This window comes from Paracidovorax valerianellae (genome assembly GCF_900102625.1).
Lineage (GTDB): Bacteria > Pseudomonadota > Gammaproteobacteria > Burkholderiales > Burkholderiaceae_C > Paracidovorax > Paracidovorax valerianellae.
Genome location: NZ_FMZC01000004.1, coordinates 461,534 through 487,634, shown reverse-complemented (window position 1 = coordinate 487,634; position 26,101 = coordinate 461,534). Strand labels below are relative to the sequence as shown.

The window sequence follows — 26,101 nt, the reverse complement described above, 5'->3', positions numbered from 1 at the left end:
TACTGGAACAACCATACCTTGCAAATCCTGCGCCCATCCATCAGCAGAACTACGTGTCAGATCAAGGGCTTGCAGATTGTTCAGGGCGGACTAAAAAGGCCAACATCTATCAAATTTCGATCTTCGATCCCAGTTCCACGACCGCATTGCCCGGCAGGTTCAGGAAACCGGCGGCGCCGCTTGCGTTGTGGTGCATCTGCGCGAAGAGCTTTTCGCGCCATGGAGCCATTCCGCTCCCAATGGTGGGAATGACGACATCGCGCGAGAGGAAATAGCTGGTGGTCATTGCCTCCAGTTCGCAGCCCCGCCCGCGCATGAGTGCGAGAGCGCTGGGCAGGTCTGGATCGTTCTTGAAGCCATAGTGCACGATCACCTGCCAGCAATCGCCACCCAGCGGTTCGACCTGCAGGCGCCGGTCCAGGCCGATCCAGGGAACCTCATGGCTGCGCACCGTGACGAACAGGTTCTGCTCATGCAAGACCTTGTTGTGCTTGAGGTTGTGCAGCAGAGCGTTCGGCACCGAGCCCGTCTCGGCGGTCAGGAAAACAGCGGTGCCATCCACCCGTGTCGGAGGGCTCACGAACACTGCGGTGAGAAAGTCGCGCAGGTCCAGAGAATCGTCGCGGAGCTTTTCATTGAGCAGCTCGCGCCCGCGCTTCCACGTCATCATCAAAGTGAAGACGATCCCGCCGATCAGCAACGGGAACCAGCCGCCCTGAAACAGCTTGAGCAGGTTGGAGCTGAAAAACGCCAGATCCACTACGAAGAAAGACCCCGTAGCGGCCACGCACAGCGCCAGCGGGTACTTCCAGCCATAGCAGATCACGAAGAACGTCAGCACCGTGGTGATGAGCATGTCCAGCGTGACCGCGATGCCATAAGCCGCTGCCAGATTGCTGCTGGAGCGGAACATGACCACGGCCAGCACGATGGCGACGAACAGCATCCAGTTCACGAACGGGATGTAGATCTGGCCCGTGTCGCGAACGCTGGTGTGCTGGATGTTCAGGCGCGGCAGGTAGCCGAGCTGAATGACTTGCTTGGTCACGCTGAAGGCGCCGGTGATGAGCGCCTGCGAGGCAATGACCGTGGCCATGGTGGCCATGATGACCAGCGGAATCAACGCCCAGTCGGGGGCCATCATGTAGAACGGATTTTTAACCGCTTCGGGTTCGGCCAGCAGCAAGGCGCCTTGTCCGAAATAGTTGATGGTGAGCGCCGGCATCGCCACGCTGAACCAGGCCAGGCGGATGGGCTTCTTGCCGAAATGCCCCAGGTCGGCGTACAGCGCTTCGGCGCCGGTCACGCACAGCACCACGGCACCCAGCACGATGAAGCTGGTGCCCGGGTTGTTCCAGATGAAGAGCAACGCGTGGTGCGGACTCAGGGCGCCGAGGATTTCGGGGTGGCCGATGATGTGCGGAATGCCCAGAGCGGCCAGGCAGAAGAACCACACCAGCGTGATGGGTCCGAAGTACCGCCCGATGCCGCCGGTGCCGCGCTTTTGCACGGCGAACAGGCAAAACAGCACGACCAGCGTGAGAGGGATGACGGCCTTGCCGAAATGCGGCGACACCACTTCGAGCCCTTCGACGGCCGAAAGCACCGAAATCGCAGGGGTGATGACCCCGTCGCCATAGAAGAGCGAGGTTCCGAAGATGCCGATGCACAGCAGCACGCTGCGCAGCCGGGGCTTGTCCTTCACCGCCTGCGACGCCAGCGCCAGCATGGCGATGAGTCCGCCTTCGCCGTTGTTGTCGGCCCGAAGGACCAGCACCACGTACTTGAGCGAGACGATGGTGGTCAGCGTCCAGAAGAAGATGGACAGGATGCCGTAGACGTTCTGGGGCGTGAAGGCCACGTGGCCCGAGCCGAACACCTCCTTGACCGCATACAGCACGCTGGTGCCGATATCGCCATACACGACGCCGATGGCGCCCAGGGTGAGCGCCGCGAGCGATGACTTGGAACTTTGCACTGACTGGCCCGCTGGCACCGGGGCCAACCGGGATTCCGATATTGGGGGACCGCTATTGTGGCGCGGCCCGCGCCCGATGGCACGGGGGCGGGCCGAATGTTGCAACGCAGCAACTGAGGCCGGCGGCGGCCTGCTCACCCGTCAGTCGTAGATTTCGGCCTCGGGGTTGGTGGCTTCCAGTTCGTAGCTCGCCGCCAGCATGGCCAGGCGCGCCACTACGCCATACATATAGAAGCGGTTGGGCGCGCTGGCGCCGGGGCGGGCGCCGGGCTGGGGCAGGTGCGTGCTGTGCTCGAAGGCCAGGGGCACGAAGCTGGCACCGGGCGCGTTGAGGTTTTCGTCCACCCCGCGCTCGGCGTGCATGCGGTAAAAGCCGCCGACCACATAGCGGTCCATCATGTAGACCACGGGCTCGGCCACGGCTTCGTGAACACGCTCTTGCGTCAAGACACCCTCCTGAATGATGACGTCGTTCACCGTCTGCCCGTCCTTGATGACGGCCATCTTGTTCTTGGTTTTGCGGTTGAGCGCATCCAGGTCTTTGACGTCGCGCACGGTCATGATGCCCATGCCGTAGGTGCCGTTGTCGGCCTTCACGATGACGAAAGGCTTTTCGTTGATGCCGTATTCCTTGTATTTGCGGCGCACTTTGCCCAGCTGCGCATCGACGGCGGCACGCAGCCCTTCCATGCCCGTGCCTTCATTGAAATCGACACCTTCGCAGCGGCTGAACAGCGGGTTGATGAGCCACGGGTCGATGCCCAGCAGCTTGCCGAAGCGCTTGGACACTTCTTCGTAGCTCTGAAAATGCCGGCTCTTTCGGCGCACGCTCCAGCCGGCGTGCAGCGGCGGCAGCAGATATTGCTCGTGGATGTCTTCCAGGATGCCCGGCGGGCCGGCCGACAGATCGTTGTTGAGCAGGATGGTGCAGGGATCGAAGTTCTTGAGCCCCAGACGGCCCTTGGTGCGGACCACCGGCTCGAGCGTGACGGAGTCGCCGTTGGGCAGGGTCACGGTGGTCGGCTTCTTGATCTCGGGGCTGATGGAGCCCACGCGCACGTTGAGCCCGGCCATGTTGAAGATGCGCTGCAGCTGGATCACGTTCGCCAGGTAGAACGTGTTGCGGCTGTGGTTCTCCGGCACGATCAGCAGGTTGCGCGCTTCGGGGCAGATCTTCTCGATGGCCGCCATGGCCGCCTGCACGGCCAGCGGCAGCATGTCGGTGGTCAGGTTGTTCCAGCCACCAGGAAACAGGTTGGTATCGACGGGGGCGAGCTTGAAGCCGGCGTTGCGAATGTCCACCGAGGTATAGAACGGCGGCGTGTGCTCCATCCATTCCAGGCGGAACCAACGCTCGATCGCTGGCATGGAATCGAGAATGCGCTGTTCAAGCTCGTTGATCGGCCCCGTCAGGGCTGTGATGAGATGCGGAACCATGGAAGCCCTCGGAAGACGAAAGACGCGGTGAATTGTAGGGATATGGGGATGCGTGCCGGCTTCGCAACCCCAGCCGCCGGGTTTCGCCACCCGGCAGGCGGTCAACGGCGCCAGAAAGCCGGGGTCAGCAGCACCATGAAGCTCAGGATTTCCAGCCGCCCCAGCAGCATGGCCAGGGTGCAGACCCAGAGCTGGAACTCCGTCAGCACCGCATACGTGGCCGACGGCCCGAGCAGCCCCAGCCCCGGCCCCGTGCAGTTCACGCTGGCCAGCACGGCGGAAAACGCGGTGACCAGGTCCAGGTCGGTGAGCAGCAGCACCATGCTCAGCACGGTCACCGTCGCGCCATACACGAGCATGAACGCCAGCACCGAGAAGATCATGCGGTTGTCCACCACCGCGCGGCCCAGGCGCACGGGCTGCACGGCGCGGGGATGGGCCAGGCGCGTCATCTCGCGGCGGGCCTGCTTGAGCAAAATCAGCATGCGCACCATCTTGATGCCGCCGCCGGTCGATCCCGCACTGGTCGCCACGCCCGACAGCAGCAGCATGAAAATCGGCGCGAACACCGGCCAGGCCAGGTAATCGGTGGTGGCAAAACCGGTGGTGGTGGCCACGGACACCACATGGAACAGCCCGTGGCGCAGGGCAACCAGCGGCGCATACACGTCCTTCGCCCACAGCAGCAGCGCGACGAACAGCCCGCCGCCCAGCAGCGTGAGCACGGTGGCGCGCATCTCGGGGTCGCACCACAGGCTGCCCCAATGGCCTTTGCGCAGCGCGACGAAATACAGCGCGAAGTTGCAGCTCGCTACCACCATGAACACCACCGCGATCGATTCCAGCAGTGGCGATTGAAAGTAGCCGAAGCTGCTGTCGTGCGACGACAGGCCGCCCAGGCTCACCGTGGTGAACATGTGCATGACGGCATCGGCCGGCGCCATGCCGCCCAGCCAGTAAGCCAGTGCGCACACCAGCGAAAAGAGCACGTACACGCCCCACAGGCCCTTGGCCGTTTCGGTCATGCGGGGAGTGAGCTTGGTGTCCTTGACGGGGCCGGCGGCCTCGGCCTTGAAGAGCTGGCTGGCGCCCACGCCCAGCAGCGGCAGCACGGCCACCGCCAGAATCAAAATGCCCATGCCGCCCAGCCACTGCATGAAAGTGCGCCACACGTTGACCGACAGCGGCAGCGCATCCAGCCCGGTGAGCACCGTGGCACCCGTGGTGGTCAGCCCTGAGACCGCCTCGAAATACGCGTGCGTGAACGACATGGGCTGGCCGATCTGGTGCATGGCCAGCATCAGCGGCAACGCCGCGAAAAGCGGCAGCACCACCCACACCAGAGACACCAGGATCACGCCGTGGCGCGGCTGCAGTTCGCGGGCGTGGTGGCGCAACCCGGCCCAAAGCCCGGCGCCGCACAGCAGCGTGGCGCCCAGCGCCCACGCGTATTGCGTCCACAGCCCGTCGCCCGCCCACCACGAGGCGGCCAGTGGCACGCCGAAGGCCAGCGAGAACATGCAGAGCAGCGCGCCCAGCACGCGCAGAACGGGAAGGATGTCCGCCATGGTGTCGGTGTGAAAACGTGAGGAGGACGCCGGTACAGCGGTGCGGAAGAAAGGACGGAAGGAAATGGAAAGAGAAGAGAAGAACCAGGATCGCCGGTTCAGAAGAACGTGGCGCCCAGGCGGAAGGCCTTCTCCACCTCGCGCACCAGGCGCTTGTGGGGCAGGAAGAACACCACGTGGTCCCCGCTTTCGATCACCGTGTGGCTGCGCGGGATGATGACCTCGGGCTCGGCCGTGAAGGCCGGGGCATCGGCATCGGCCGGCTCCGAACTCGGCAGGCCGCGCACGATCAGCCCCATGTGCACCTCGGGCGGCAGGTGCAGGTCGCTGACCTTGCGGCCCACCACGCGCGAGCTTTTGCGGTCGCCGCGCGCCACGATCTCCAGCGCCTCGGCCACGCCCCGGCGCAGGCTGTGCACGGCCTGCACGTCGCCGCGCCGCACGTAGGCGAGCAATTCGCCCAGCATGGCCTGCGCGGGCGACAGCGCGATGTCGATCTGCGTGCCGTGCATCAGGTCGGCGTACGAGCGCCGGTTGATCAGGGCCAGCACCCGGCTCGCGCCCATGCGCTTGGCCAGCAGGCACGCCATGATGTTGTCCTCGTCGTCGTCGGTGAGCGCGAGGAACAGGTCCACCTCTTCCACGTTTTCGTCGCCGAGCAAGTCTTCGTCGGTGGCGTCGCCCTGGAGCACCAGCACCTCGGACGGCAGCGTGGACGCCAGTTCGATGCAGCGGTCCGGATTGCCTTCGATCACTTTCAGGTGAAAGCGCCCCTGCTGCGCGAGCTGCCGCGCCAGCCGCAGGCCCACGCGCCCGCCGCCGGCGATCATGATGCGGCGCACCGGCGGCGCGGGCAGGCCGCCGCGCTGGTGCAGCGCCGCCAGCACCTGCGGAATGTGCTCGCGCGCCGAGAGCACGAAGACCTCGTCGCCCGACTCGATGCGCGTCGTGCCGTCACAGGCGATGAACCGGTCAGGCTCTTCGGGAAAGCGGCGGTAGATGGCCACCACGCGCATGGCCACCTCGGGCGCGCTGGCGCGCATTTCGCCGATGCGCATACCCGCCACCGGCGCGCCGGTGCGCACCCGCACCGACACCAGGCAGGCGCGGCCGCCCGCGAACTCGCGCACCTGCAGGGCCTCGGGGTACTCCACCAGCTTGCCGATGTAGCGGGTGAGCGACTCTTCCGGGCAGATGACGCGGTCCACCGCGAAGCCCTCCTTGCCCAGCAGCAGCGCCGCGTCTTCGCGGTCGTGGTCGAAGCCGGAGGAGCGCACCCGCGCGATGCGCGTGGGCACGTTGAACAGCATTTGCGCGACCTTGCAGCACACGAGATTCGTCTCGTCCTGCGCCGCGCAGGCGATGAGCAGGTCGGTGTCGCGGGCGCCGGCTTCGGCCAGCACTTCGGGATCGATGCCGTTGCCCACCACGCCACGCAGGTCGAAGCGGGATTCGAGATCTCGCAGGCGCTGCGCGTCCGTGTCGATGACCGTGATGTCGTTCTGCTCGGACACCAGGCTGTCGGCCACGCTGCACCCGACGCGGCCTGCGCCGAGGATGATGATTTTCATGTCAGTGTTCCGCTCCGCCGGGCCGATGGCCTGCGCAGGAGGCCATCACTGGCGCACTTCGCCTTCGCCCAGCACCACGTACTTGAGCGAGGTGAGGCCCTCGATGCCCACCGGGCCGCGGGCATGGAACTTGTCGGTGCTGATGCCGATTTCGGCGCCCAGCCCGTACTCGAAGCCGTCGGCGAAACGGGTGCTGGCGTTCACCATCACGCTGGCCGAGTCCACCTCGCGCAGGAAACGCTGGGCGTGGCCGTGGTGCGTGGTGAGGATGGCATCGGTGTGGTGGCTGGAGTAGCGGTTGATGTGCGCGATGGCCTCGTCCAGGCCGTCCACCACCTTCACGCTGATGATCGGGGCGAGGTATTCCTCGCTCCAGTCCTGCTCGGTGGCAGGCACCAGCTTGGCATTCGGCACCGCGGCCAGCAGGGCCAGGGATTCGGGGCAGCCGCGCATCTCCACGCCCTTGGCGGCGTACACCGCGCCGATCTGCGGCAGAAATTCGGCCGCCGCGCCGCGCGCCACCAGCAGGCTCTCGCTGGCGTTGCAGGGGCTGTATTTGTTCGTCTTGGCGTTGTCGGCCACCTTCACCGCCATGGCGATGTCGCAGGGGTCGTCCACATAGGTATGGCAGTTGCCGTCCAGGTGCTTGATGACGGGCACCTTGGCATCGCGGCTGATGCGCTCGATCAGGCCCTTGCCGCCGCGCGGAATGATCACGTCCACGTAGTCGGGCATGGCGATCAGGTGGCCCACGGCCTCGCGGTCGGTGGTCTGCACGAGCTGCACCGCGTCTTCGGGCAGGCCGGCTTCGGCCAGGGCCTGCTGCACCAGGGAAGCCAGCGCCTTGTTGGAATCGATCGCCTCGGAGCCGCCGCGCAGGATGCAGGCATTGCCGCTCTTGATGCTGAGGCTGGCCGCCTCGATGGTCACGTTCGGGCGGCTCTCGTAGATCATGCCGAACACGCCGATCGGCACGCGCATCTGGCCGACGCGGATGCCGCTGGGCTGCTGGCGCATGCCGGTGATCTCGCCGATCACGTCGCCCATCGCGGCGAGCTGTTCACAGCCCAGCGCGCAGGTTTCGAGCACCTTGGGGGTGAGCTTGAGCCGATCCACCATGGGTTCGGCCAGGCCGGCGGTGCGGGCCCGCTCCAGATCGCGGGCATTGCTCTCCTGCAGCGGGGCGGTCTGCTCGCGCAGCAGCCGTGCCAGGGCGAGAAGTGCTTTGCTTTTGATAGCTGCCGGCGCACGCGCCATCAGCGCGGAAGCCGCTTTTGCCTGGATGCCGAGGCCATGGGTGTATTCGGCGATGTGGAGCGCATTCATGGGCGCGATTTTGACGCAGTTGGCTGCCCGTGCGCGAGCGTGAGGATGTGGCCTGCAAAGCCAGGGGCTGCAGTGCCAGGAGTGCGCGGTCCGGCACCCATCGGTCCCGCCACCACATCACTATCAAATTAATAGCAACGCCCCCTAGAGGATATTGCGCTGGAGGCCGATTTGACCAAATTCCACCCGACCGCCGTGGCGCCAAAAGGCCCGCTGTCAGCCCAGCCCAGCGGGCGTGTCCAGATCGCGCAGCACGCCCGGGTCATCCACGGCGCACGCCTGGGCGGCCTTCCAGTCCAGCGCCCGGCGCACGCCGTCGTCGCCCGACAGGCGCTCCAGCCGGGCGTACAGCGGCGCCGGAATCAGCCGGGGGTTGCCAGGCTGGCCGGCGAACACCGGCAGCACGGGCTGCTCCGGCCGGCGCTGCCAGGCGGCGATGAGAGCGCGCAGCGTGTCGGCCCGCACATCGCCCATGTCGGCCAGCGCGACCACGATGGCCGGCGCGCCGCGCACCTGCGGCAGGGCGGCCGACAGCGACGCGGCCAGCCCCGCGCCGCGGCGGAACGACCAGGCCACCTCCACCTGCAGGCGCCGGCACAGCATCAGCCCCCAGGCATCGCCCGGCGGCAGCACGGCCACGACGCGCGGGCACACGGCCTGCAGCGGCGCGAGCGCGGCTTCCATCAACGAACCATGGCCGGGCCAGGGCACGCGGCGCTTGTCGCTGCCAAAGCGTCGCGCGTGGCCGGCGGCCAGCAGCACGCCGACCACGCCGTGGGCTGGCGCGGGCGCGGGCACAGACGTGGCAGCGTGGCGGACCGGGTCCATGCGCGGCCCGTGCCTAGACCGTGAGGTACGCGCGGCGCACGCCCTCGTCGCGCGACAGCGCGTCGATCGACCCCTCGTAGCGGATCTGGCCCTTTTCCAGCACATAGGCCCGGTCGCACACCATCTCGGCGAAGCGCACGTTCTGCTCGGACAGCAGAATGCTCGCGCCCCGGGCCTTGAGCTGCAGGATCGTCTCTGCCATCTGCTCGACGATCACCGGCGCCACGCCCTCGGACGGCTCGTCCAGCAGCACCAGGTACGGGTTGCCCATGAGCGTGCGCGCCACGGTGAGCATCTGCTGCTCGCCGCCGCTCATCTGGCCGCCGGGCCGGTCCTGCATAGCGCCCAGGTTGGGAAACAGCGTGTACAGCGCGGCCGGCGTCCACGACGGCGCCTCGCTGCCGTCGGCCCAGCGGCGGGGCGGCTGGCGCCCGACCGCGAGGTTCTCGGTGACGGTGAGGTCGGCGAACACGCGCCGGTCCTCTGGCACGAAGCCCAGCCCCCGCCGCGCGATCTCGTAGGGCTGCAGCCCGGCGATCGGGCGGCCCATGAAATCCACCCGCCCCTGCCGCCTGGCCAGCAGCCCCATGATGGCCTTGAAGGTGGTGGATTTGCCCGCGCCGTTGCGGCCCATCAGCGCCACGACCTCGCCGCGGCGCACCTGCAGCGACACGTCGAACAGGATGTGCGCCGCGCCGTACCAGGCATTCAGGCCGGACACCTCCAGCAGCGGCGCCGACCCATCGAATGCATTCACCGCCGTCATGCCGCCCCCGCCTGCGCTGCGCCGCTGCCGGCTCGGCCTTGGCCGAAGGTGGTGCCGGCACCCAGATACACCGCCTGCACCTCGGGATGGTTGCGGATGGCCTGCCCGGTGCCTTCGGCGATGAGCCGCCCCCGCGCCAGCACGATCACGCGGTCGGCATGGGCGAAGACGACGTCCATGCTGTGCTCGGTGAACAGCACGGCCATGCGGCGCTCGACGACGAGGCGCCTGGTCAGCGCCATGAGGTCGTTGCGCTCGGTCGGCGCCATGCCGGCCGTGGGCTCGTCCATCAGCAGCAGCCGGGGACCGTGGGCGAGCGCCATGGCCAGCTCCACGCGCTTGATGTCGCCGTAGGCCAGTTCGCTGCAAGGGCGGTCGGCCTGCGCGTCCATGCCGACCTGCGCCAGCAGCGCGAGCGCCTCGCCCCGGTACTGCGGCGCCGCGGGCCGCCACAGCGCGAACACGCGGCGGTGGTGCGACAGCAGCGCCATCTGCACGTTCTCGACCACCGTGAGCGCGGCGAAGGTGGCCGCGATCTGGAACGTGCGGCCCACGCCCAGGCGCCAGATGGCACGCGGCTGCAAGCCCACCAGCTCGCGGCCCTGCAGCCGCACCGAGCCGGCAGACGCCGGCGTCTGCCCGCCGACCATGTTGAAGGTGGTGGACTTGCCCGCGCCGTTGGGGCCGATGAGCGCCAGCAGTTCGCCTTCCGCCAGGTCGAAGCTGATGCCGTCCACGGCCTGCACGCCGCCGTAGGATTTGCGGAGGTTGCGCACTTGCAGCAAGGTCATGGCCCGGCCTCCCCAGCCGTTGCGGGCACCCGGGCCCGGCGCCGCGCGGCCCAGCCGTGCGCGACCTGTTGCGCAAAGCCCGCGATGCCCTGCGGGAACGCCAGCACCAGCAGCAGGATGACGCCGCCGAACAGCGCGCGCCAGTAGTCCGTGGCCCGCATGATGGTGTCTTGCAGCACGTTGAACGCGGCCGCCCCGACGATGGGGCCCAGCAGCGTCTGGATACCGCCCAGCAGCACCATGACCAGCCCGTCCACCGATTTGCCCACCGCCATGGCCTCGGGCGAAATGCTGCCCTTGGAAAAAACGAACAGGCTGCCGGCAAGGCCGCCGAACACGCCCGCGATCACGAAGGCCATCCACTGCACGCGCTTGACGTCGATGCCCACGGCGTCGGCGCGCAGCGCCGAATCGCGGCCCGCGCGCAGGGCCAGGCCGAACGGTGCGAACAGCATGCGCCGCAGCGCGAACAGCGACAGCGCCACCAGCGCCAGCGTGAGGTAGTAGTAAGCCGTGCCGCCGAGCCACGGCGCGGGCCACACGCCGATCATGCCGTTGGAACCGCCGGTGACGTCGTCCCACTGGAACACGATCGACCACACGATCTGCGAGAACGCGAGCGTCAGCATGGCCAGGTACACGCCCGACAGGCGCACGCAGAACCACCCGAAGACGAGCGCCCCGGCCCCTGCGACCAGCGGCGCCGCCGCCATGGCCAGCGGCATGGGCATGCTGAAGGCCTTGAGCAGCACCGCCGCGCCGTACGCACCCAGCCCGTAATAGGCCGCGTGGCCGAACGAATGCATGCCGCCCGGGCCCATGATGAAGTGCAGGCTCACGGCGAAAAGCACCGCCACGAGCACGTCCTGCGCCAGCACGGTGGCATACGGCAGCCACGCCGACAGCAGCGGCAGCGCCGCCATGGCGGCCAGCACGATCAGCACCGCGGCCTTGAACAGCGGCGTGCCCGGGCGCAGCGGCGCCTCCACCGGCGCCGAATTGCGGCTGACCGTCTGCGGCCGGCCCATCAGGCCCCAGGGCCGGAACACGAGCACGAGCGCCATCACCAGAAACTCCACCACCAGCGTGAGCTTGGAGAACGACACCTCCACGCCGAACCAGTGCACCGTGCCCAGCCCCACGCACAGCGCCTTGATCTCGGCGATCAGCAGCGCGGCCACGTAGGCGCCCGGGATCGACCCCATGCCGCCCACCACCACGATCACGAACGCCTCGCCGATCGCACGCAGGTCCAGCGCCAGGCTGGCCGGCTCACGCGGCAACTGCACCGCCCCGCCCAGGCCCGCGAGCATGGCGCCCAGCGCGAACACGCCCGTGAAAAGCCACGCCTGGTTCACGCCCAGCGCGCCGAGCATTTCGCGGTCCTGCGTGGCGGCGCGCACCAGCGTGCCCCAGCGGGTGCGCGTGAGCAGCAGCCACAGCAGGCCGAGCACCGCCGGCCCGATGGCGATCAAAAGCAGGTTGTAGGTCGGGTACTGCCGGCCCATCAGTTCGATCGATCCGGCCAGGCCCGGCGCGCGCCGGCCCAGCAGCTCCTCCGGTCCCCATAGCCACAGCACCGCGTCGTTCACCACCAGCACCAGCGCGAACGTGGCCAGCAGCTGGAACAGCTCAGGCGCCTTGTAGATGCGCCGCAGCAGCACCACCTCCACCAGCGCGCCGATGGCGCCCACCAGCAGCGCGGCCAGCATCAGGCTGAACCAGTAGCCGACGGGCCCGCCCAGCAGGCCGCCCAGCCGCTCGACGAGCGAATACGCCAGGTAGATGCCCAGCATGTAGAACGAGCCGTGCGCGAAGTTGACGATGCGCGTCACCCCGAAGATGAGCGACAGGCCCGCCGCCACCAGGAACAGCGACGACGCCTCGGCCAGCCCGTTGAGCAGCTGGATCAGGAAGCCGGACAGGTCCATGGCGGTGCCCGGTCAGGGCACGGGGCGCAGCTTGCGGACTTCGGCGTCGGGCGGCAGCAGCGTCTCGCCGGGCACGTAGCGGTAATCCACCATCACGCCCTTGCCGTCCTTGAGCGCGATCTTGCCCACGTACACGCCCAGGGTGGACTGGTGGTCGAGCGCGCGGTATTCGATCGCGCCGTCGGGCGTGGGCACCTTGAGGCCGCTGAACGCCTTGACCATCGATTCGGCATCGGTCTTGCCGCCGGCGCGCTTCACGCCTTCGGCCAGCGACTTGATCGTGCTGTAGCCGATCACCGAGCCGAGCCGCAGGTCTTCCTTGCCGTATTTGGCTTGGTAGGCCGCGACGAACGCCTTGTGGGCCGGCGTGTCGATGCTGTACCAGGGGTAGCCCGTCACGATCCAGCCCACGGGCGCTTCGTCGCGCAGCGGCTCCAGGTATTCGGGCTCGCCGGTCAGCACGCTGACCACGGGCGTGTTCTTGAACAGGCCGCGCGTCGTGCCTTCGCGCACGAACTTGGCGAGGTCGGGGCCGAAGAGCACGTTGAAGATCGCATCGGGCTTGGCGTCGGCGATGGCCTGGGCCACGCTGCCGGCGTCCAGCTTGCCCAGCGGCGCGGCCTGCTCGATCACGAACTCGATGTCGGGCTGCTGCTCCTTCATGCGCTTTTTGAAGGTATCGACCGCGGACTGCCCGTATTCGTAGTTGGGGTACACGATGGCCCAGCGCTTTTTCTTGAGCTTGAGCGCATCGGGCACCAGCGCGGCCGACAGCATGTAGGTGGACGAGCGCAGGCGGTAGGCATAGGCGTTGCCGTTTTGCCAGGTGATCTTGTCGGTGAGCGCTTCGCTGGCGAGGAAGAACTTTTTCTTTTGCTGGGCGTAGTCGGCCAGCGCCAGCCCGATGTGCGACAGGAAGGTGCCCACCAGCAGGTCCACGCGCTCGCGCGAGACCAGTTCGTCGGCCAGGCGCACCGCCTCGCCGGGGTTGGCGTTGTCGTCGCGCGTGACGAGCACGAGCTTCTTGCCGCCGACGCCGCCCGCGGCGTTGACCTCGTCCACTGCCAGGTTCATGCCCTTCTTGTAGGCCTCCAGGAACACCGGCTGGGCCTTGTAGCTGTTGATCTCGCCGATCTTGATCGTGCCCTGCGCCCAGGCGGGGGCCGCGCCCAGCACGGCGACACAGGCCGCGGCCAGCCAGCGCGCGCCGGCGCCCGCAACGAAACGGTGGGGAAAGCTCATGACAACTCCTAGCGAAATAGAGGGCGGACTGCCTTTTTTGCGGGTCCGCCAGCGCAAACCCCCGATGCTGGCACATTCGCCGCGGGCCGAGCCCCGAAATCGCAGCGATCGCAGGGCCTTGCGGACCGCATTGTCCCGGGTGCGCGGCCGGCCCGGGCGACCGCGCAGGGCGCCGGCCGTGTTAAACACGCCGGGCCATCTCGACGCCGCCCTGCCCCATTCGGCATGGCGCGGCCTTCTCCACCACTGTTTTCGGGACTTTCATGCGCACGCCTTTCGAACTCGTCACCGCCCACTACGCCGCCTCCGCCCGCCAGGACATCGCCGCCATGATGGCCGACATGGCCCCCGACGTGCAGTGGACCGAAATGGCGGGCTTTCCGTGTGCCGGCACCTGGGTGGGTCCGCAGCAGGTGATCGACAACGTGTTCAAGGTGCTGGGCGCCGACTGGATCGGCTACCGCTTCGATCTGGAGACGCTGATCGACGGCGGCGACCGCATCGTGGGCGTCGGCAGCTACTCGGGCACCCATGGCCGCACGGGCAAGGCCCTGCAGGTGCGGGCCGCGCACGTGTGGCAGGTGCAGGGCGAGCAGATCGTGCGCTTCGAGCAGTTCACCGACACCCTGCTGGTCGATCGCGCGATGGCCTGATTCCGGGCGCGGGAGCAATACAGTCCACCGTTTGCTATTAAATTAATAGCTATGCACCCTAGTGATTATTGCGCTGGAGCCCGATTTGATCAGACACCCGAAAACCCGGGGACATTCCCACCCGGCAGCCGGCAGTCCGAGACCGGCGTCGCCGTGCCGGCAGGGTCGGCGCGGCGGAGCGGGGCCGGCCTCCGCGCGGCCCATTCGGCGCCGAGGGTTCACGGCGGGCTTTTATAATCCGCGCTCCCTTGGGGAGTAGCCGGCTTTCGTGCAATGTATTTCGAGCGTTGTACGAAGGCGCCTGCGTCAACACACTCGGCATGCTGCATGCCGTGGCGCCGGCAACCGTTGCGGTTGGCGAGACCATCGGCATGCCACCGCGACGACAGGTCGGGCAGCGGGGGCGTGCCTTTGCGCTCGCCCGGCCGCACAACGACTCCCCCACCATGAATTTCGCCTCCACCGCCCTGCTCGCGCTGGCCATGTCCACCGACGCGTTCGCGGCCGCCGTCGGCAAGGGCAGCGCCCTGCAGAAACCCCGCTGGTCCGAAGCGCTGCGCACCGGCGCCATCTTCGGCGTGATCGAAGCCCTCACACCCATCGCCGGCTGGGCCTTGGGCTACGCCGCCTCGGGCTATGTGAAGGAATGGGACCACTGGATCGCCTTCGCGCTGCTGTCCGTGCTGGGCCTGCGCATGGTGTTCGCCGCCTTCCAGGCGCCCGATGCCGAAGCGGCCGAAAAGCCCGCCCGCCACGGCTTCTGGCTGCTGGCCGTCACGGGTTTCGCCACCAGCATCGACGCGATGGCGGTGGGTGTGGGGCTGGCGTTCGTGGATGTGGGCATCCTGCCCGTGGCCGCCGCCATTGGCCTGGCGACCTTCGCCATGGTCACGATCGGCGTGATGGTGGGCCGTGTGCTGGGCAGCATCGCGGGCCGCTGGGCCGAGGCCGTCGGGGGGCTGCTGCTGATCGGCATCGGCTCGGTCATCCTGTACGAACACCTGACGGCGCTCTGAGCCCGCCGCTGCCGCTACCCTTGCCGCATGACGACCTCACCCGACCCCATCGCACCAAGCCCGGCCCTGGCCCAGCTCGCCCTGCTGGAATCCGCCCTGGCGGAATGCCGCACGCAGAGCGGCCCGGCCACCGCCTTGAGCGACACCGCCCGTGCGCAGACGGCGCTGCTGGCCGCGCTGCCCCCGCGCTACGCCGAAGTGCTGCACGGGCTGCTCGACCGCCTTGAATCGAGCGCGCTGTTTTCCGAAGAAAGCTGCTCGTTCAGCCAGAAAGACCTGCTGGACAGCCTGCAGCAGTGGGCGGACAAGGCCGGCGCCACGCTGCGCGCCGCTGGCTGATCAGCGTTCCGCGCGCCCTGCCCACTTTTCCTTGGCGATGTAGGCCCGCACGCCCAGGCCCATGAACGGCTCGGGCGGCATGCGGCGGGGGGCGCCCAGGGCCAGCGCGTCGGCGATCAGCGGGTGGTCTTGCCCCAGCGCCAGATCGGCCGCGAGCGCCCCGAGCACCGTGTGCTTGACGATGCCAACGCCGTTGCAGCCCGCCACGCCGTGCACGTTGGCAGCGAAGCGGCCCCAGCGCGGGGCGCCGTTGCGCGTGATGGCGATGGCGCCTTCCCAGAAGTGCGCCAGGGGCACATCGGCCAGCTGCGGAAACCGCGCATCGAACACGGCGCGGTGCGTGCGCCGAACGCGCTCGCGCACGGCGGGGGCCACGCGAAAGCGCGGCGCATATTCAAAGCCCTGGCGCACCAGCAGGCGGTGGTCGTCGGTGTAGCGCAGCGTGGCACCGGCCACGGCGTTCACGGGCGTCACGCCCCAGCCTTCCGGGACGCCCAGGCGCTCCTGCTGTTCGCTCGTGAGCGGTGCGCTCAGCGAGCCGAAGGTGGCCAGCGGAAAGGTTTCGCTTTGAAAAAACCCGAGTTGCTGCGCGAAGCCGTTGCTGGCCACGATGAGCTGCGGCGCCTCGATGCGGCCCTGCGCCGTGTGCGCCACGACGGCGTGCGGCGCGATGTCGAGCGTGTGCACCGGGGTGTTCTCGTACAGGGCTACCTGGCCCGGCAGTGCCACCGCCAGACCCTGGCAGAGCGCTGCCGGGTTCAACAGCACGGTGCCGGGCGTATGCAGGCCGGCGGCGAAGTAGCGCGTGCCCAGCCGCGCAGCGAGCGCATCGCGGCCCAGCAGCTCGTGCGGCTCGTTCAGGGCGCTCAGCTCCGCGACATGGTGGGCCAGCGTGCGCTCGGCCGCAGGCGACACCGCGCAGTGGTATTTGCCGGCACGGCGCCATTGGCAATCGATGGCGTGCCGGGCGATCTGCTGCTGCAGGTCGGCCATGCCGGCCGCCAGCAGGCGCTGGTAGTGCGCCGCCTGCCGCAGTTCTTCGAGCGAGCTGCCCACGTTGTGCGGCACGTCGATGGCAAAGCCCGAGTTGCGGCCCGAGGCGTTGTCGCCCACCGTGCCGGCGTCGACCAGCACCACGCGGGCGTGCGGCCGCAGTTCGGCCAGGCGCCGCGCCGCGGCCAGGCCGGCATAGCCCGCACCCAGCACCAGCCAGTCGGCCCGCACGGTGCCCTGCAGCGCGGGGCGAGGCCTGCGGGGCGCAAGAATGGCCGACCAGCCATTGGTGGCGTCGTCGGCCGGCAGCCGCCCCAAAGTCAGCGAGGGCAGCGAAGGCGAAGAAGGCCGCGAGGGCTTTCGCAGCGCCGCCGGAGCGCCGGTCACCGCGCCCCGCAGGCTTTGCAAAGCTGCAGCGCGAGCCGCTGCAGCGCCTGCCAGCCGTCGGTGGGCCAGTCGGGCACCTTGAGGCCCTTGACGATGCCGTCCACCGTGTGCGCCGACTGCAGCAGCCGGGCAGCGGCCGCGTCGGACAGGCGCGGGGCGACGCGCTCGAACAGGCGCTCCTTCGGTCCCCAGATGCGGTTTTCGCGCAGGGCGATCGGCAGGGGCTTGCCGGCGTTGAGCGCGTCTTTCACGCGCTTCAGGCCGCGAATGTCTTCGGCCAGTGCCCAGTGCACCAGCACCTCGGCCTCGCCCTCGGCCTGCAGGCCGTCGAGCATGCGCTGCACGCGCGCCACCTGGCCCGACAGCACGGCTTCGGAGAGCTTGAACACGTCGTAGCGCGCCACGTTGAGCACCGCCGCCTCGACCTGCGCCCACGACAGTTCGCCGGGCGGATGCAGCAGCGCGAGCTTGGCGATCTCCTGGTGCGCGGCCAGCAGGTTGCCTTCCACGCGGTCGGCAAAGAACTGCAGCGTGCGCTGCCCCTCTTCGCCGCCGGCCACGCGCTGGCCCTGCAGCGACAGGCGCTGGGCGATCCACTGCGGCAGCGCGGCGCGCTCCACGGGGTCGATCTGCACCGAGATGCCCCGGGCATCCAGCGCGCTGAACCACGCGCCGGTGCGAGTGGCCTTGTCCAGGCGCGGCAGCAGCACCAGGGTGAGCGTGCTGTCGTTGCCCTGCGCGGCCTCGGCGATCTGCTGCAGTGCCGCGCCGCCGTCCTTGCCGGGCTTGCCGGAGGGAATGCGGATCTCCACGATCTGCTTGTCGGCGAAGAGCGAGAGCGAACCACCCGCCGCCAGCACGGCGCTCCAGTCGAAGTGCGCGCCGGCCACCGTGTGGCTGCTGCGCTCGGTGTAGCCCTGGCTGCGCGCCGCCGCCCGGATGGCGTCGGCCGCCTCTTGCTGCAGCAGCGGCTCGTCGCCATGCAGCGTGTAGAGCGGGCGCACGCCCTTTTGCAGGTGCGCGGACAGCTGGTTCAGGGCGACTTGCATGGGAGCGGCCGGAGCAGGGGTTTTGAATGAAACAGGCCGTGCGCCCTAGTAATGATTGCGCTGGCAGCTATTAAATCAATAGCAAACGAAGCATCGGCCATCAAAGCGGGCGCGCTGCTGCCAGCCGGCGCAGCAGCTGCTGCACGAGGTCGGTCTGCATGTTGCGGTACAGCAGCGCCTCTTCGGCCTCCTTGGCCAGCGCGATGCTTTCGTTGTAGCTCACGTCGCGCTGCTGCAGCAGTTCGGTGTCGGGCACCAGCTCCGCGCCCTGCTGGTTGCGAAGCCGAAAGTGAATGCGCAGGCGCAGTTGCAGTTCGCGCACCTGGCCGGAGGCGTTGTAGCCCACCACCACGCGCTCGCGCTGCTCGGACAGCAGCTCGAAGATGGCTTCGGCGTTGGGCTTTTGCGCCGGATCGCGCAGCACCGTGAGGTTGCCGCCCGCGCCCTGCAGCGTGCGCTGCAGCTCGCGCGCCAGGGGCGAGCCCCCGCCGGCCTCCACATAGAGCGAGCGGAACTGGAACTCGGGCGCGCGGCGCAGGTGAAAGCCGCAGGCGGCCAGGGGCGCCACGGCCAGCAGCGACAAAAGGGTGCGTTTTTGCATTGTCAGATGACCACGTTGACCAGGCGGCCCGGCACGACCACGATCTTCTTGGGCGTGGCGCCGTCCGCCTGCTTGACGAAAGCCTCGCTCGCGAGGGCGGCGCGCTCGATCTCGGCCTTGTCGGCCGAGGCGGGCACGCGGATGGAGCCGCGCAGCTTGCCGTTGACCTGCAGCATCAGCTCCAGCTCGTCCTGCACCAGCGCATCGGCATCGGCCTGGGGCCACGGCGCATCGAGCAAGTCGCCGAGCGCGCCGGCATAGCCCAGGCCGCTCCACAGGCTGTGCGCGATGTGGGGCGTGGCCGGGTACAGCACGCGCAGCAGGATGCCGAAGCCTTCGATCAGCGCGACCGGCGCGCCGGCGCTGCCTTTGGCCTTGAAGTCTTCCAGCGCGTTGATCATCTTCATCGCGCCGGACACGACGGTGTTGTACTGCATGCGCTGGTAGTCGTAATCCACCTGCTTGAGCACGGTGTGGATCTCCAGCCGCAGGGCCTTGGCCTCTTTGCCGAACGGCACTTCCTTCAGGGCGGAGGCGCCCGCCACGCTGGCCAGCGCCGCGTCCTTGTCGATGGCCGCGAGCTTGAGGCCGAAGTTCCACACCCGGCGCAGGAAGCGGTAGCTGCCTTCCACGGCCGCGTCGTTCCACTCCAGCGTGGCTTCGGGCGGCGCGGTGAACATGGTGTACAGGCGGGCGGTGTCGGCGCCGTAGCGCTCGATCAGGTCCTGCGGATCGACGCCGTTGTTCTTGGACTTGGACATGGTGCCCACGCCCTCGTAGTCGATGGCCGTGCCCGCGGGCAGGCTGCCGACGGCGTTCTTGAGCTTCGCGCCCACGATCTTGCCGGCCTCGTCGAGCACGTGCTCGACGTCGTGCGGCCAGAAATACTCCTTGCCACCCTGCTCGGTGCGGCGCGAGTAGATGTGGTTGAGCACCATGCCCTGGGTGAGCAGCTTGGTGAAGGGCTCGTCGATCTTCACCAGGCCCAGGTCGCGCATCACCTTGGTCCAGAAGCGTGCGTACAGCAGGTGAAGAATCGCGTGTTCGATGCCGCCGATGTATTGGTCCATCGGCATCCAGTAGTCGGCACCTTCGGCCACCATGGCTTCGCTGTTCTTCGGGTCGCAATACCGCATGAAGTACCACGAGCTGTCCACGAACGTGTCCATGGTGTCGGTCTCGCGGCGCGCGGCCTTGCCGCAGACCGGGCAGGTCACGCCGGCATGAAAGCCCTCGTGGTGGTGCAGCGGGTTGCCCGAGCCGTCCGGCACGCAGTCGGTGGGCAGGACCACCGGCAGGTCTTTTTCGGGCACGGGCACGGCGCCGTGCTCGTCGCAATGGATGATCGGGATCGGCGTGCCCCAGTAGCGCTGGCGCGAAACGCCCCAGTCGCGCAGGCGCCAGGTGGTCTTGGTCTCGCCCAGGCCCTTTTGCGCGAGCGCATGCGCCACGGCCTGCACGGCCTCGGCGTAGGACAGGCCGCTGAAGCTGTCGGAGTTGACGGTGACGCCGCGCTGCTTGTCGCCGTACCAGTCCTGCCAGTGGTGGTAGTCGAAGGTTTCGCCATCGACCAGCACGACCTGCTTGATGTCGATGCCGTACTTGAGCGCGAACGCGAAGTCGCGCTCGTCGTGCGCGGGCACGCCCATCACGGCGCCGTCGCCGTAGCCCATGAGCACGTAGTTGCCGACCCACACCGGCACCTCTTCGCCGGTGAGCGGGTGCGTCACCACGAGGCCCGTAGGCACGCCCTTCTTTTCCTGCGTGGCCAGTTCCGCCTCGGTCGTGCCGCCGCTCTTGCACTCTTCGATGAAGGCGGCAATGGCCGAATTGCCCTGCGCCGCACGGGCCGCGAGCGGGTGCTCGGGCGCCACGGCGCAGAAGGTCACGCCCATGATGGTGTCGGCGCGCGTGGTGAAGACGTACATGCGCCCGTCGCCGATCAGCGTGCCGTCGGCCGCGCGGATGTCATGCGGGAAGGCGAAGCGCACGCCTTCGCTCTTGCCGATCCAGTTCTCCTGCATGAGCTTGACGCGCTCGGGCCAGCCGGGCAGCTGGTCGCCGGTGACGAAGCCGAGCAGCTCTTCGGCGTAATCGGTGATCTTGAGGTAGTAGCCCGGAATCTCGCGCTTTTCCACCGTGGCGCCCGTGCGCCAGCCCTTGCCGTCGATCACCTGCTCGTTGGCCAGCACGGTCTGGTCCACCGGGTCCCAGTTGACGACCTGCGTCTTGCGGTAGGCGATGCCCTTTTCCAGCATCTTGAGGAACAGCCACTGGTTCCAGCGGTAATAGCTCGGGTCGCAGGTGGCGACTTCGCGCGACCAGTCGATGGCCAGGCCCATCGCCTGCATCTGCTTTTTCATGTACGCGATGTTGTCGTACGTCCACTGCGCGGGCGGCACGCCGTTCTTGAGCGCCGCGTTCTCGGCCGGCAGGCCGAAGGCGTCCCAGCCCATCGGCATCAGCACGTTCATGCCCTTCATGCGCAACTGGCGCGCGAGCATGTCGTTGATGGTGTAGTTGCGCACGTGGCCCATGTGCAGCTTGCCGCTGGGGTAAGGCAGCATGGAGCAGGCGTAGAACTTCTTCCGGCTCGCATCCTCGGTCACGCGGTAGGCGTCGGTGGCCGTCCAGTGGCCCTGCGCGGCGCGCTCGACCTCGGTGTGGTTGTATTTGTCTTGCATGGGTTGGCGGGGCCGCCACGGTGCGGCCACGAAAGAAAGTGAGCGGAATGTCAGCCGGCGATTTTAGGCGCGATGCCGCTGGCGGACTCTACGAACTGCCGAGCGGTGCATCGCCGACCATCGCGGCCCGAATGTGACCCTCTCGCAGTCCGGACTGAAGGATCAACGCGGCGCGGCCGGGGCGGCCGGGGCCGCCGCCTGGGCCGGATCGGCCACGAAGGCGATACGCCGCAGGCCCGCCGCGTTGGCCGCGCCCATCAGCTCGACCACCCGGCCATAGGGCACGGCGGCATCGGCGCGCAGTTGCACTTCGGTGTCGGGGCGCTGGCCGGCCAGTTGCGCCAGCCGCTCGGCCAGCGCGGCCGGGGCCAGCGGCACGTCGTCCAGGTAAGCCTGCCCCGCCTTGTCGAGCACGAGGGTGACCGACTGCGGCGGCGCGCCCGGCGTGGCGCCCTCGGCGCGCGGCAGGTCCAGGCGGATCGAACTCGCCAGCAGTGGCGCGGTGAGGATGAAGATGACCACCAGCACCAGCATCACGTCGACCAGCGGCGTCATGTTGATGTCGCTCATGGGCTGCGGCCCGGCGGTGCGTTCGAGGCGGCCGAATGCCATGGCGCGGTCGCGTGCGGCGTCAGTCGTTCGCCGCAGCGAGCGGGGCGATGCCGGCGTCGTCCAGCACCAGTTCGCGCAGGTCGCGCGCGAAGCCTTCGAGGTCGGCCTCGATGCGGCCGATGAAGCGGCCGAACACGTTGTAGGCCAGCACGGCGGGAATGGCCACCGTCAGCCCGGCGGCGGTCATCACCAGCGCCTCGCCCACGGGCCCGGCCACGCGGTCGATGGTGATCTGGCCCGCGCCGGCCATGGCCGTGAGCGCATGGTAGATGCCCCACACCGTGCCCAGCAGGCCCACGAAAGGCGCCGTGGAGCCCACGGTGGCCAGCAGCACCTGCCCGAACTGCAGCCGGCCCAGCACGGCATGCAGCGCATCGCGCAGGCCGCGCGTGAGCTGCTGCGAAAGGCTGCCGCGCACGGCCAGGGTGGCGGCGCCCTGGCCGCCGGCGCCGGCCAGCGCACCTGCAGCCTGCACCAGCGGCATCACGAGGGCATCGCGGTCAAAGGTGGGGAGGCGTTCCGCCGCCGAGGCGATCGACGGGGCCTGCCAGAAAGCAGAGATGGCGCGCACCACGTCGCCACCCGCGCGGCGCATCAGCAGTGCCTTCCAGACAATCACGACCCAGCTGGCGACCGACATGGCCAGCAGCAGCAGCGCGCTGATCTGGGTGACCGCGTCGCCCTGACGCCACCAGTGCAGGCCGTCCATCGCGTGCGCGCCGGCCGTCAGGCGGCGTTCAGGCCCAGCACGTCGAACATGTCGAACAGGCCGGTCTTGTGCGCGGCGAGGAATCGCACGGCGCGCAGGCTGCCCTGCGCGTAGGTCGTGCGGCTGGCGGATTTGTGGGTGATCTCGATGCGCTCGCCGGTACCGGCGAACATCACGGTGTGGTCGCCCACGATGTCGCCGCCGCGGATCGCCGAAAACCCGATGCTGGATGGATCGCGCTCGCCGGTGATGCCTTCGCGGGCATAGACGGCGCAGTCTTTAAGATCGCGGCCCAGGGCCTGGGCGATGACCTCGCCCATCTTGAGCGCGGTGCCCGAGGGCGCGTCCACCTTGTGGCGGTGATGGCTCTCGATGATCTCGATGTCGTAGCCGGTGGACATGGCCTTGGCGGCCAATTCCAGCAGTTTGAGCGTGACGTTCACGCCCACGCTCATGTTGGGGGACAGCATGATGGCCGTGCGCGCGCTGGCGGCGGCGATCTCGGCCTTGTCCGCGTCCGACAGGCCCGTGGTACCGATCACCATCTTGACGCCCGTCTCGGCGCACACCGCCAGGTGGGCCATGGTGCCTTCCGGGCGGGTGAAGTCGATCAACACGTCGGCATGGCGCAGGCCTTCGCGCACATCGGCCGTGATGGCCACGCCGCTGGCATGGCCCAGGAAGGCCGTGGCGTCGGAACCGATGGCCGGGCTGGCCGCCACGTCGAGCGCGCCTGCCAGCACGCATTCGCCGTCGGTGGCGCGGATGGCCTCGATCAGCATGCGGCCCATGCGGCCGGACGCCCCGGCAACCGCCACGCGGCAGGGGGTGGAGGAAGAGGCGGTCGGGGTGTTGGAGGCGGTCATGCAAAAAAGCGGCTAAGCCGCAGGGCCGGTGTGCACCAGGCCCTGGCCGGCGGGAATCAGCGAGTCGACGATTCCAGCGGCGGGTAGCTGGACGGCGGCGTGGGCACGGGGGAATCGGCGGGCTCGGGCAGCGTGGCCGGTTTGGGGAACTTGGCCAGCTGGGCCTCGGTCGCCTCCAGCACCGGCACCTTGTTCTTCGGGGTGCGGGTGCCCAGCGTGGCGACGAACTCTGCCTCGGTGGGCATCTCGTCGCCCTCGGCCCGGTCGAACAGGTCGCCGTTGAAGAACACGGTGAGCTTGCGCGACTGCACTTCGACGCCGGGGCGTTTCAGCGTGAAGACGTATTCCCAGCGGTCGGCGTGGAACAGGCTGGTCACGAGGGGCGTGCCCAGGATTTCCTTGACCTGCTGGCGCCCCATGCCGGGCTTGAGCGCCTCGACCTGTTCACGGGAGACAAAATTGCCCTGCACCACATCCACCTTGTAGGGAGTGACCAGGTTGGCGACGCGGTTGCTGGCGCTATCGAAGCTGCCGCAGGCCGTCAAGCTGGCGCCGAACAACAGGGTCAGGGCCCAACGGGCGCTGCAGCGGGCGGAAACGGACATGGATGTAGGCATAGGCGATATGATCCGACCCATTGTAGCGGCAGGTTCTCCCGGGCTTTGGCACGCTGGTTTGGTACACGGAAACCCCTGTCATGACGAACATCGACGAACTCAAGAGCACCGGCCTGAAGGCGACCCTGCCGCGCCTGAAGATCCTCGAGATCTTCCAGAAAGGCGCGCAGCGCCACATGACCGCGGAAGACGTGTTCCGCGTGCTGCTCGAAGAGCGCTCGGACATCGGCCTGGCCACCGTGTACCGCGTGCTCACGCAGTTCGAGCAGGCCGGTATTTTGAACCGCAGCAACTTCGAAAGCGGCAAGGCGGTGTATGAGCTCAACGAGGGCCAGCACCACGACCACTTCATCTGCACGGTGTGCGGCAAGGTCGAGGAGTTCTACGACCCCGAGATCGAAAAGCGCCAGCAGCTGGTCGCCAAGGCCAAGGGCTGGGTAGTGCAAGACCACTCGATGGCGCTGTACGGCCAATGCGCCACGTGCGCCAAGCTGGCCACGTCGCACAACCACCGCTGATCACCCAAGGGATCGCGCCCGGCAGTCCGGGCCATCGGCCTCTGATCTGGATCAGGAGCCGTCGCGCTCCATGGCGCGACGGTGCCGCTCCACGAATTCCTGGTAGGTATCGATCCCGCGCAGGTTCAGGATGGTGTTGCGCACGGCGGCCTCGACCAGCACGGCGATGTTGCGGCCGGCCACCACCTGGATCACCACCTTGAGCACGGGCACGCCCAGGACATCCTGCGTGAGGGGCTCGTACGGCAGGCGCTCGTAGTCGCGCTCCAGCGTTTCCTTGCGCACCAGGTGCACGATGAGCTTGAGCCGCATCTTGCGCCGCACTGCGGTTTCGCCAAAAATCGCGCGAATGTCCAGCAGGCCGATGCCGCGCACTTCCAGCAGGTTCTGCAGCAGGTCGGGGCACTTGCCTTCGATGGTGGTCTGGTTGATGCGAAACAGGTCCACTGCGTCGTCCGCCACCAGGCCGTTGCCGCGCGAAATCAGTTCCAGGCCCAGTTCGCTCTTGCCCAGCCCGGATTCGCCGGTGATCAGCACGCCCAGGCCCAGGATGTCCATGAACACGCCGTGCATCGTGGTGCGGTCGGCGAAGTGCTTGGACAGGTACGCACGCAGCACGTCGATGACGAAGGCCGACGACTCGTGCGTGGAGAACATCGGAATCTGCGCGCGCTCGCACATGGACAGCAGCGCATCGGGCGCGACCTGGCTGTCGGCCAGCACCAGCACCGGGGGCTCCAGCGTGACGATGCGGGCGATGCGGCGCTTGCAATCTTCGGGCGTGGCGTTGGTCAGGTAGGCGGTTTCGCGCTCGCCCAGGATCTGCACCCGATAGGGATGGATGTAATTGAGGTAGCCCACCAGGTCGGCGCCGGAGCGCGCGGAGCGCACCGCCACTTCGTCGAAGCGGCGCTCTGAGGCGCCGAGGCCGGCCACCCATTCCCACTTCAGCGCGGCGCGGAATTCCTCGAAGAGGACATCGGCGCTGACAACATTGGGTTTCACAAGAATCTCAGCGGGGATCGGTCGCGGTGGCGGCGGATCAGGCCGTGGCCTGGGCGGACTGCCAACCGGCGATCAGGCCGTGCAGCTCGGAGGCATCGGTGCTGCCCTTGATGCGCTCGCGCAGCGAGCCGTCGCTCAGCAGCTCGGCGATCTCGGACAGGATTTCCAGGTGTTTCTGCGTGGCCGCCTCGGGCACCAGCAGGAAGATCAGCAAACCGACCGGCTGCTCATCCGGCGCATCGAAACCGATGGGGTGGGCCAGCTGGAACACGGCGGCCATCGGCGCCTTCAGGCCCTTGATGCGGCCATGCGGAATGGCCACGCCGTGGCCCAATCCGGTAGAGCCGAGCCGCTCGCGGGCGAAGAGGCTGTCGGTGATGAGGGCGCGCGAAAGGCCGTGCTGGCTCTCGAACAACAACCCTGCCTCTTCGAAAGCGCGCTTTTTGCTGGTGGCATCGACGCTCACGAGCACTTGAGCGGCAGGCAGGATGGAGGCAAGACGGTTCATGGTGAAGGGTTGCGATTATGCACCCCCTAGCATAAACCCTGAGCACTTCGAGGGGGGCACAAAAAAACCGCCCCTCAGGGCGGCGTTGCAAAGGGTTTGGCTGCTC

At 68.1% G+C, this 26,101-nt stretch carries 24 protein-coding genes and 1 riboswitch; of the genes, 4 read left to right on the top strand and 20 right to left on the bottom strand.

Annotation, left to right across the window (positions count from 1 at the left end; translation table 11 throughout):
- Positions 1-109: 109 nt before the first annotated feature.
- The 10 genes from BLT03_RS09945 to BLT03_RS09900 all read right to left on the bottom strand — a co-directional run bounded on the left by BLT03_RS09945 (position 110) and on the right by BLT03_RS09900 (position 13,438).
- Positions 110-1,978 (bottom strand): potassium transporter Kup, encoded by a 1,869-nt coding sequence (locus BLT03_RS09945; protein WP_092742987.1) that lies wholly within the window; start codon positions 1,976-1,978, stop codon positions 110-112.
- Between the two features lie 141 nt (positions 1,979-2,119).
- Positions 2,120-3,415 (bottom strand): glutamate--cysteine ligase, encoded by a 1,296-nt coding sequence (gene gshA / locus BLT03_RS09940; RefSeq protein WP_092742984.1) that lies wholly within the window; start codon positions 3,413-3,415, stop codon positions 2,120-2,122.
- A gap of 101 nt (positions 3,416-3,516) precedes the next feature.
- Positions 3,517-4,983, bottom strand: coding sequence for a TrkH family potassium uptake protein (locus BLT03_RS09935; RefSeq protein ID WP_092742981.1), 1,467 nt, complete (start codon positions 4,981-4,983; stop codon positions 3,517-3,519).
- Positions 4,984-5,081: 98 nt separating this feature from the next.
- Positions 5,082-6,554, bottom strand: coding sequence for a Trk system potassium transporter TrkA (gene trkA / locus BLT03_RS09930; protein ID WP_092742977.1), 1,473 nt, complete (start codon positions 6,552-6,554; stop codon positions 5,082-5,084).
- Between the two features lie 45 nt (positions 6,555-6,599).
- On the bottom strand, positions 6,600-7,880 hold the full coding sequence (locus BLT03_RS09925; RefSeq protein ID WP_092742974.1) for a glutamate-5-semialdehyde dehydrogenase: 1,281 nt from the start codon (positions 7,878-7,880) through the stop codon (positions 6,600-6,602).
- Positions 7,881-8,096: 216 nt separating this feature from the next.
- The gene (locus BLT03_RS09920) at positions 8,097-8,708 is read right to left on the bottom strand and encodes an NTP transferase domain-containing protein (protein ID WP_175537716.1); all 612 of its coding nucleotides are present in this window, start codon (positions 8,706-8,708) and stop codon (positions 8,097-8,099) included.
- A 13-nt stretch (positions 8,709-8,721) separates the two neighbouring features.
- Positions 8,722-9,474, bottom strand: a complete 753-nt coding sequence (locus BLT03_RS09915; protein WP_092742968.1) for an ABC transporter ATP-binding protein — start codon at positions 9,472-9,474, stop codon at positions 8,722-8,724.
- A complete protein-coding gene (locus BLT03_RS09910; protein ID WP_092742965.1) occupies positions 9,471-10,265 on the bottom strand; it encodes an ABC transporter ATP-binding protein in 795 nt (264 codons plus the stop codon). Before BLT03_RS09910 ends, BLT03_RS09915 begins: the two co-directional genes overlap by 4 nt.
- Positions 10,262-12,196, bottom strand: a complete 1,935-nt coding sequence (locus tag BLT03_RS09905; RefSeq protein ID WP_092742961.1) for an ABC transporter permease — start codon at positions 12,194-12,196, stop codon at positions 10,262-10,264. The genes BLT03_RS09910 and BLT03_RS09905 overlap by 4 nt, the downstream gene beginning before the upstream one ends.
- A gap of 12 nt (positions 12,197-12,208) precedes the next feature.
- Positions 12,209-13,438, bottom strand: coding sequence for an ABC transporter substrate-binding protein (locus BLT03_RS09900; RefSeq protein ID WP_092742958.1), 1,230 nt, complete (start codon positions 13,436-13,438; stop codon positions 12,209-12,211).
- A 263-nt stretch (positions 13,439-13,701) separates the two neighbouring features.
- Between BLT03_RS09900 and BLT03_RS09895 the strand changes: the two genes are divergently transcribed.
- The 3 genes from BLT03_RS09895 to BLT03_RS09885 all read left to right on the top strand — a co-directional run bounded on the left by BLT03_RS09895 (position 13,702) and on the right by BLT03_RS09885 (position 15,446).
- Entirely contained in the window at positions 13,702-14,091 is a 390-nt protein-coding gene (locus BLT03_RS09895; RefSeq protein ID WP_092742955.1) for a nuclear transport factor 2 family protein, read from the top strand.
- A 248-nt stretch (positions 14,092-14,339) separates the two neighbouring features.
- A riboswitch (yybP-ykoY riboswitch) is annotated at positions 14,340-14,522 on the top strand.
- A 15-nt stretch (positions 14,523-14,537) separates the two neighbouring features.
- Complete coding sequence (gene mntP, locus BLT03_RS09890; protein WP_092743112.1) at positions 14,538-15,107, top strand: manganese efflux pump MntP; 570 nt, start codon at positions 14,538-14,540, stop codon at positions 15,105-15,107.
- Positions 15,108-15,134: 27 nt separating this feature from the next.
- Complete coding sequence (locus BLT03_RS09885; protein WP_092742953.1) at positions 15,135-15,446, top strand: hypothetical protein; 312 nt, start codon at positions 15,135-15,137, stop codon at positions 15,444-15,446.
- Here the strand turns inward: BLT03_RS09885 and BLT03_RS09880 are convergent, their stop codons facing one another.
- From BLT03_RS09880 to BLT03_RS09845, 8 genes are all read right to left on the bottom strand, one after another.
- Positions 15,447-16,847 (bottom strand): NAD(P)/FAD-dependent oxidoreductase, encoded by a 1,401-nt coding sequence (locus BLT03_RS09880; RefSeq protein ID WP_245711309.1) that lies wholly within the window; start codon positions 16,845-16,847, stop codon positions 15,447-15,449.
- A complete protein-coding gene (gene holA, locus BLT03_RS09875; protein WP_092742950.1) occupies positions 16,823-17,875 on the bottom strand; it encodes a DNA polymerase III subunit delta in 1,053 nt (350 codons plus the stop codon). The genes BLT03_RS09880 and holA overlap by 25 nt, the downstream gene beginning before the upstream one ends.
- Positions 17,876-17,975: 100 nt before the next feature.
- A complete protein-coding gene (locus BLT03_RS09870) occupies positions 17,976-18,476 on the bottom strand; it encodes an LPS-assembly lipoprotein LptE (protein ID WP_092742947.1) in 501 nt (166 codons plus the stop codon).
- A gap of 2 nt (positions 18,477-18,478) precedes the next feature.
- On the bottom strand, positions 18,479-21,160 hold the full coding sequence (gene leuS / locus BLT03_RS09865) for a leucine--tRNA ligase (protein WP_092742944.1): 2,682 nt from the start codon (positions 21,158-21,160) through the stop codon (positions 18,479-18,481).
- Positions 21,161-21,322: 162 nt separating this feature from the next.
- The gene (locus BLT03_RS09860) at positions 21,323-21,772 is read right to left on the bottom strand and encodes an ExbD/TolR family protein (protein ID WP_092742941.1); all 450 of its coding nucleotides are present in this window, start codon (positions 21,770-21,772) and stop codon (positions 21,323-21,325) included.
- 19 nt (positions 21,773-21,791) lie between these two features.
- A complete protein-coding gene (locus tag BLT03_RS09855) occupies positions 21,792-22,481 on the bottom strand; it encodes a MotA/TolQ/ExbB proton channel family protein (RefSeq protein ID WP_092742938.1) in 690 nt (229 codons plus the stop codon).
- A gap of 17 nt (positions 22,482-22,498) precedes the next feature.
- Entirely contained in the window at positions 22,499-23,347 is an 849-nt protein-coding gene (gene dapB / locus BLT03_RS09850) for a 4-hydroxy-tetrahydrodipicolinate reductase (protein WP_092742935.1), read from the bottom strand.
- A gap of 56 nt (positions 23,348-23,403) precedes the next feature.
- Positions 23,404-23,952: an outer membrane protein assembly factor BamE gene (locus BLT03_RS09845; protein WP_092742932.1), complete on the bottom strand. Its 549-nt coding sequence runs from the start codon at positions 23,950-23,952 to the stop codon at positions 23,404-23,406.
- Positions 23,953-24,044: 92 nt separating this feature from the next.
- Here BLT03_RS09845 and fur point away from each other — a divergent pair, with 92 nt between their 5' ends.
- Positions 24,045-24,482 (top strand): ferric iron uptake transcriptional regulator, encoded by a 438-nt coding sequence (gene fur, locus BLT03_RS09840; RefSeq protein WP_092742929.1) that lies wholly within the window; start codon positions 24,045-24,047, stop codon positions 24,480-24,482.
- A 51-nt stretch (positions 24,483-24,533) separates the two neighbouring features.
- On the opposite strand, the gene hprK is transcribed toward fur, so the two are convergent.
- Both hprK and BLT03_RS09830 read right to left on the bottom strand, forming a co-directional pair.
- Complete coding sequence (hprK, locus tag BLT03_RS09835) at positions 24,534-25,487, bottom strand: HPr(Ser) kinase/phosphatase (RefSeq protein WP_092742926.1); 954 nt, start codon at positions 25,485-25,487, stop codon at positions 24,534-24,536.
- A 37-nt stretch (positions 25,488-25,524) separates the two neighbouring features.
- Positions 25,525-25,995 (bottom strand): PTS sugar transporter subunit IIA, encoded by a 471-nt coding sequence (locus BLT03_RS09830; protein ID WP_092742923.1) that lies wholly within the window; start codon positions 25,993-25,995, stop codon positions 25,525-25,527.
- Between the last annotated feature and the right edge of the window lie 106 nt (positions 25,996-26,101).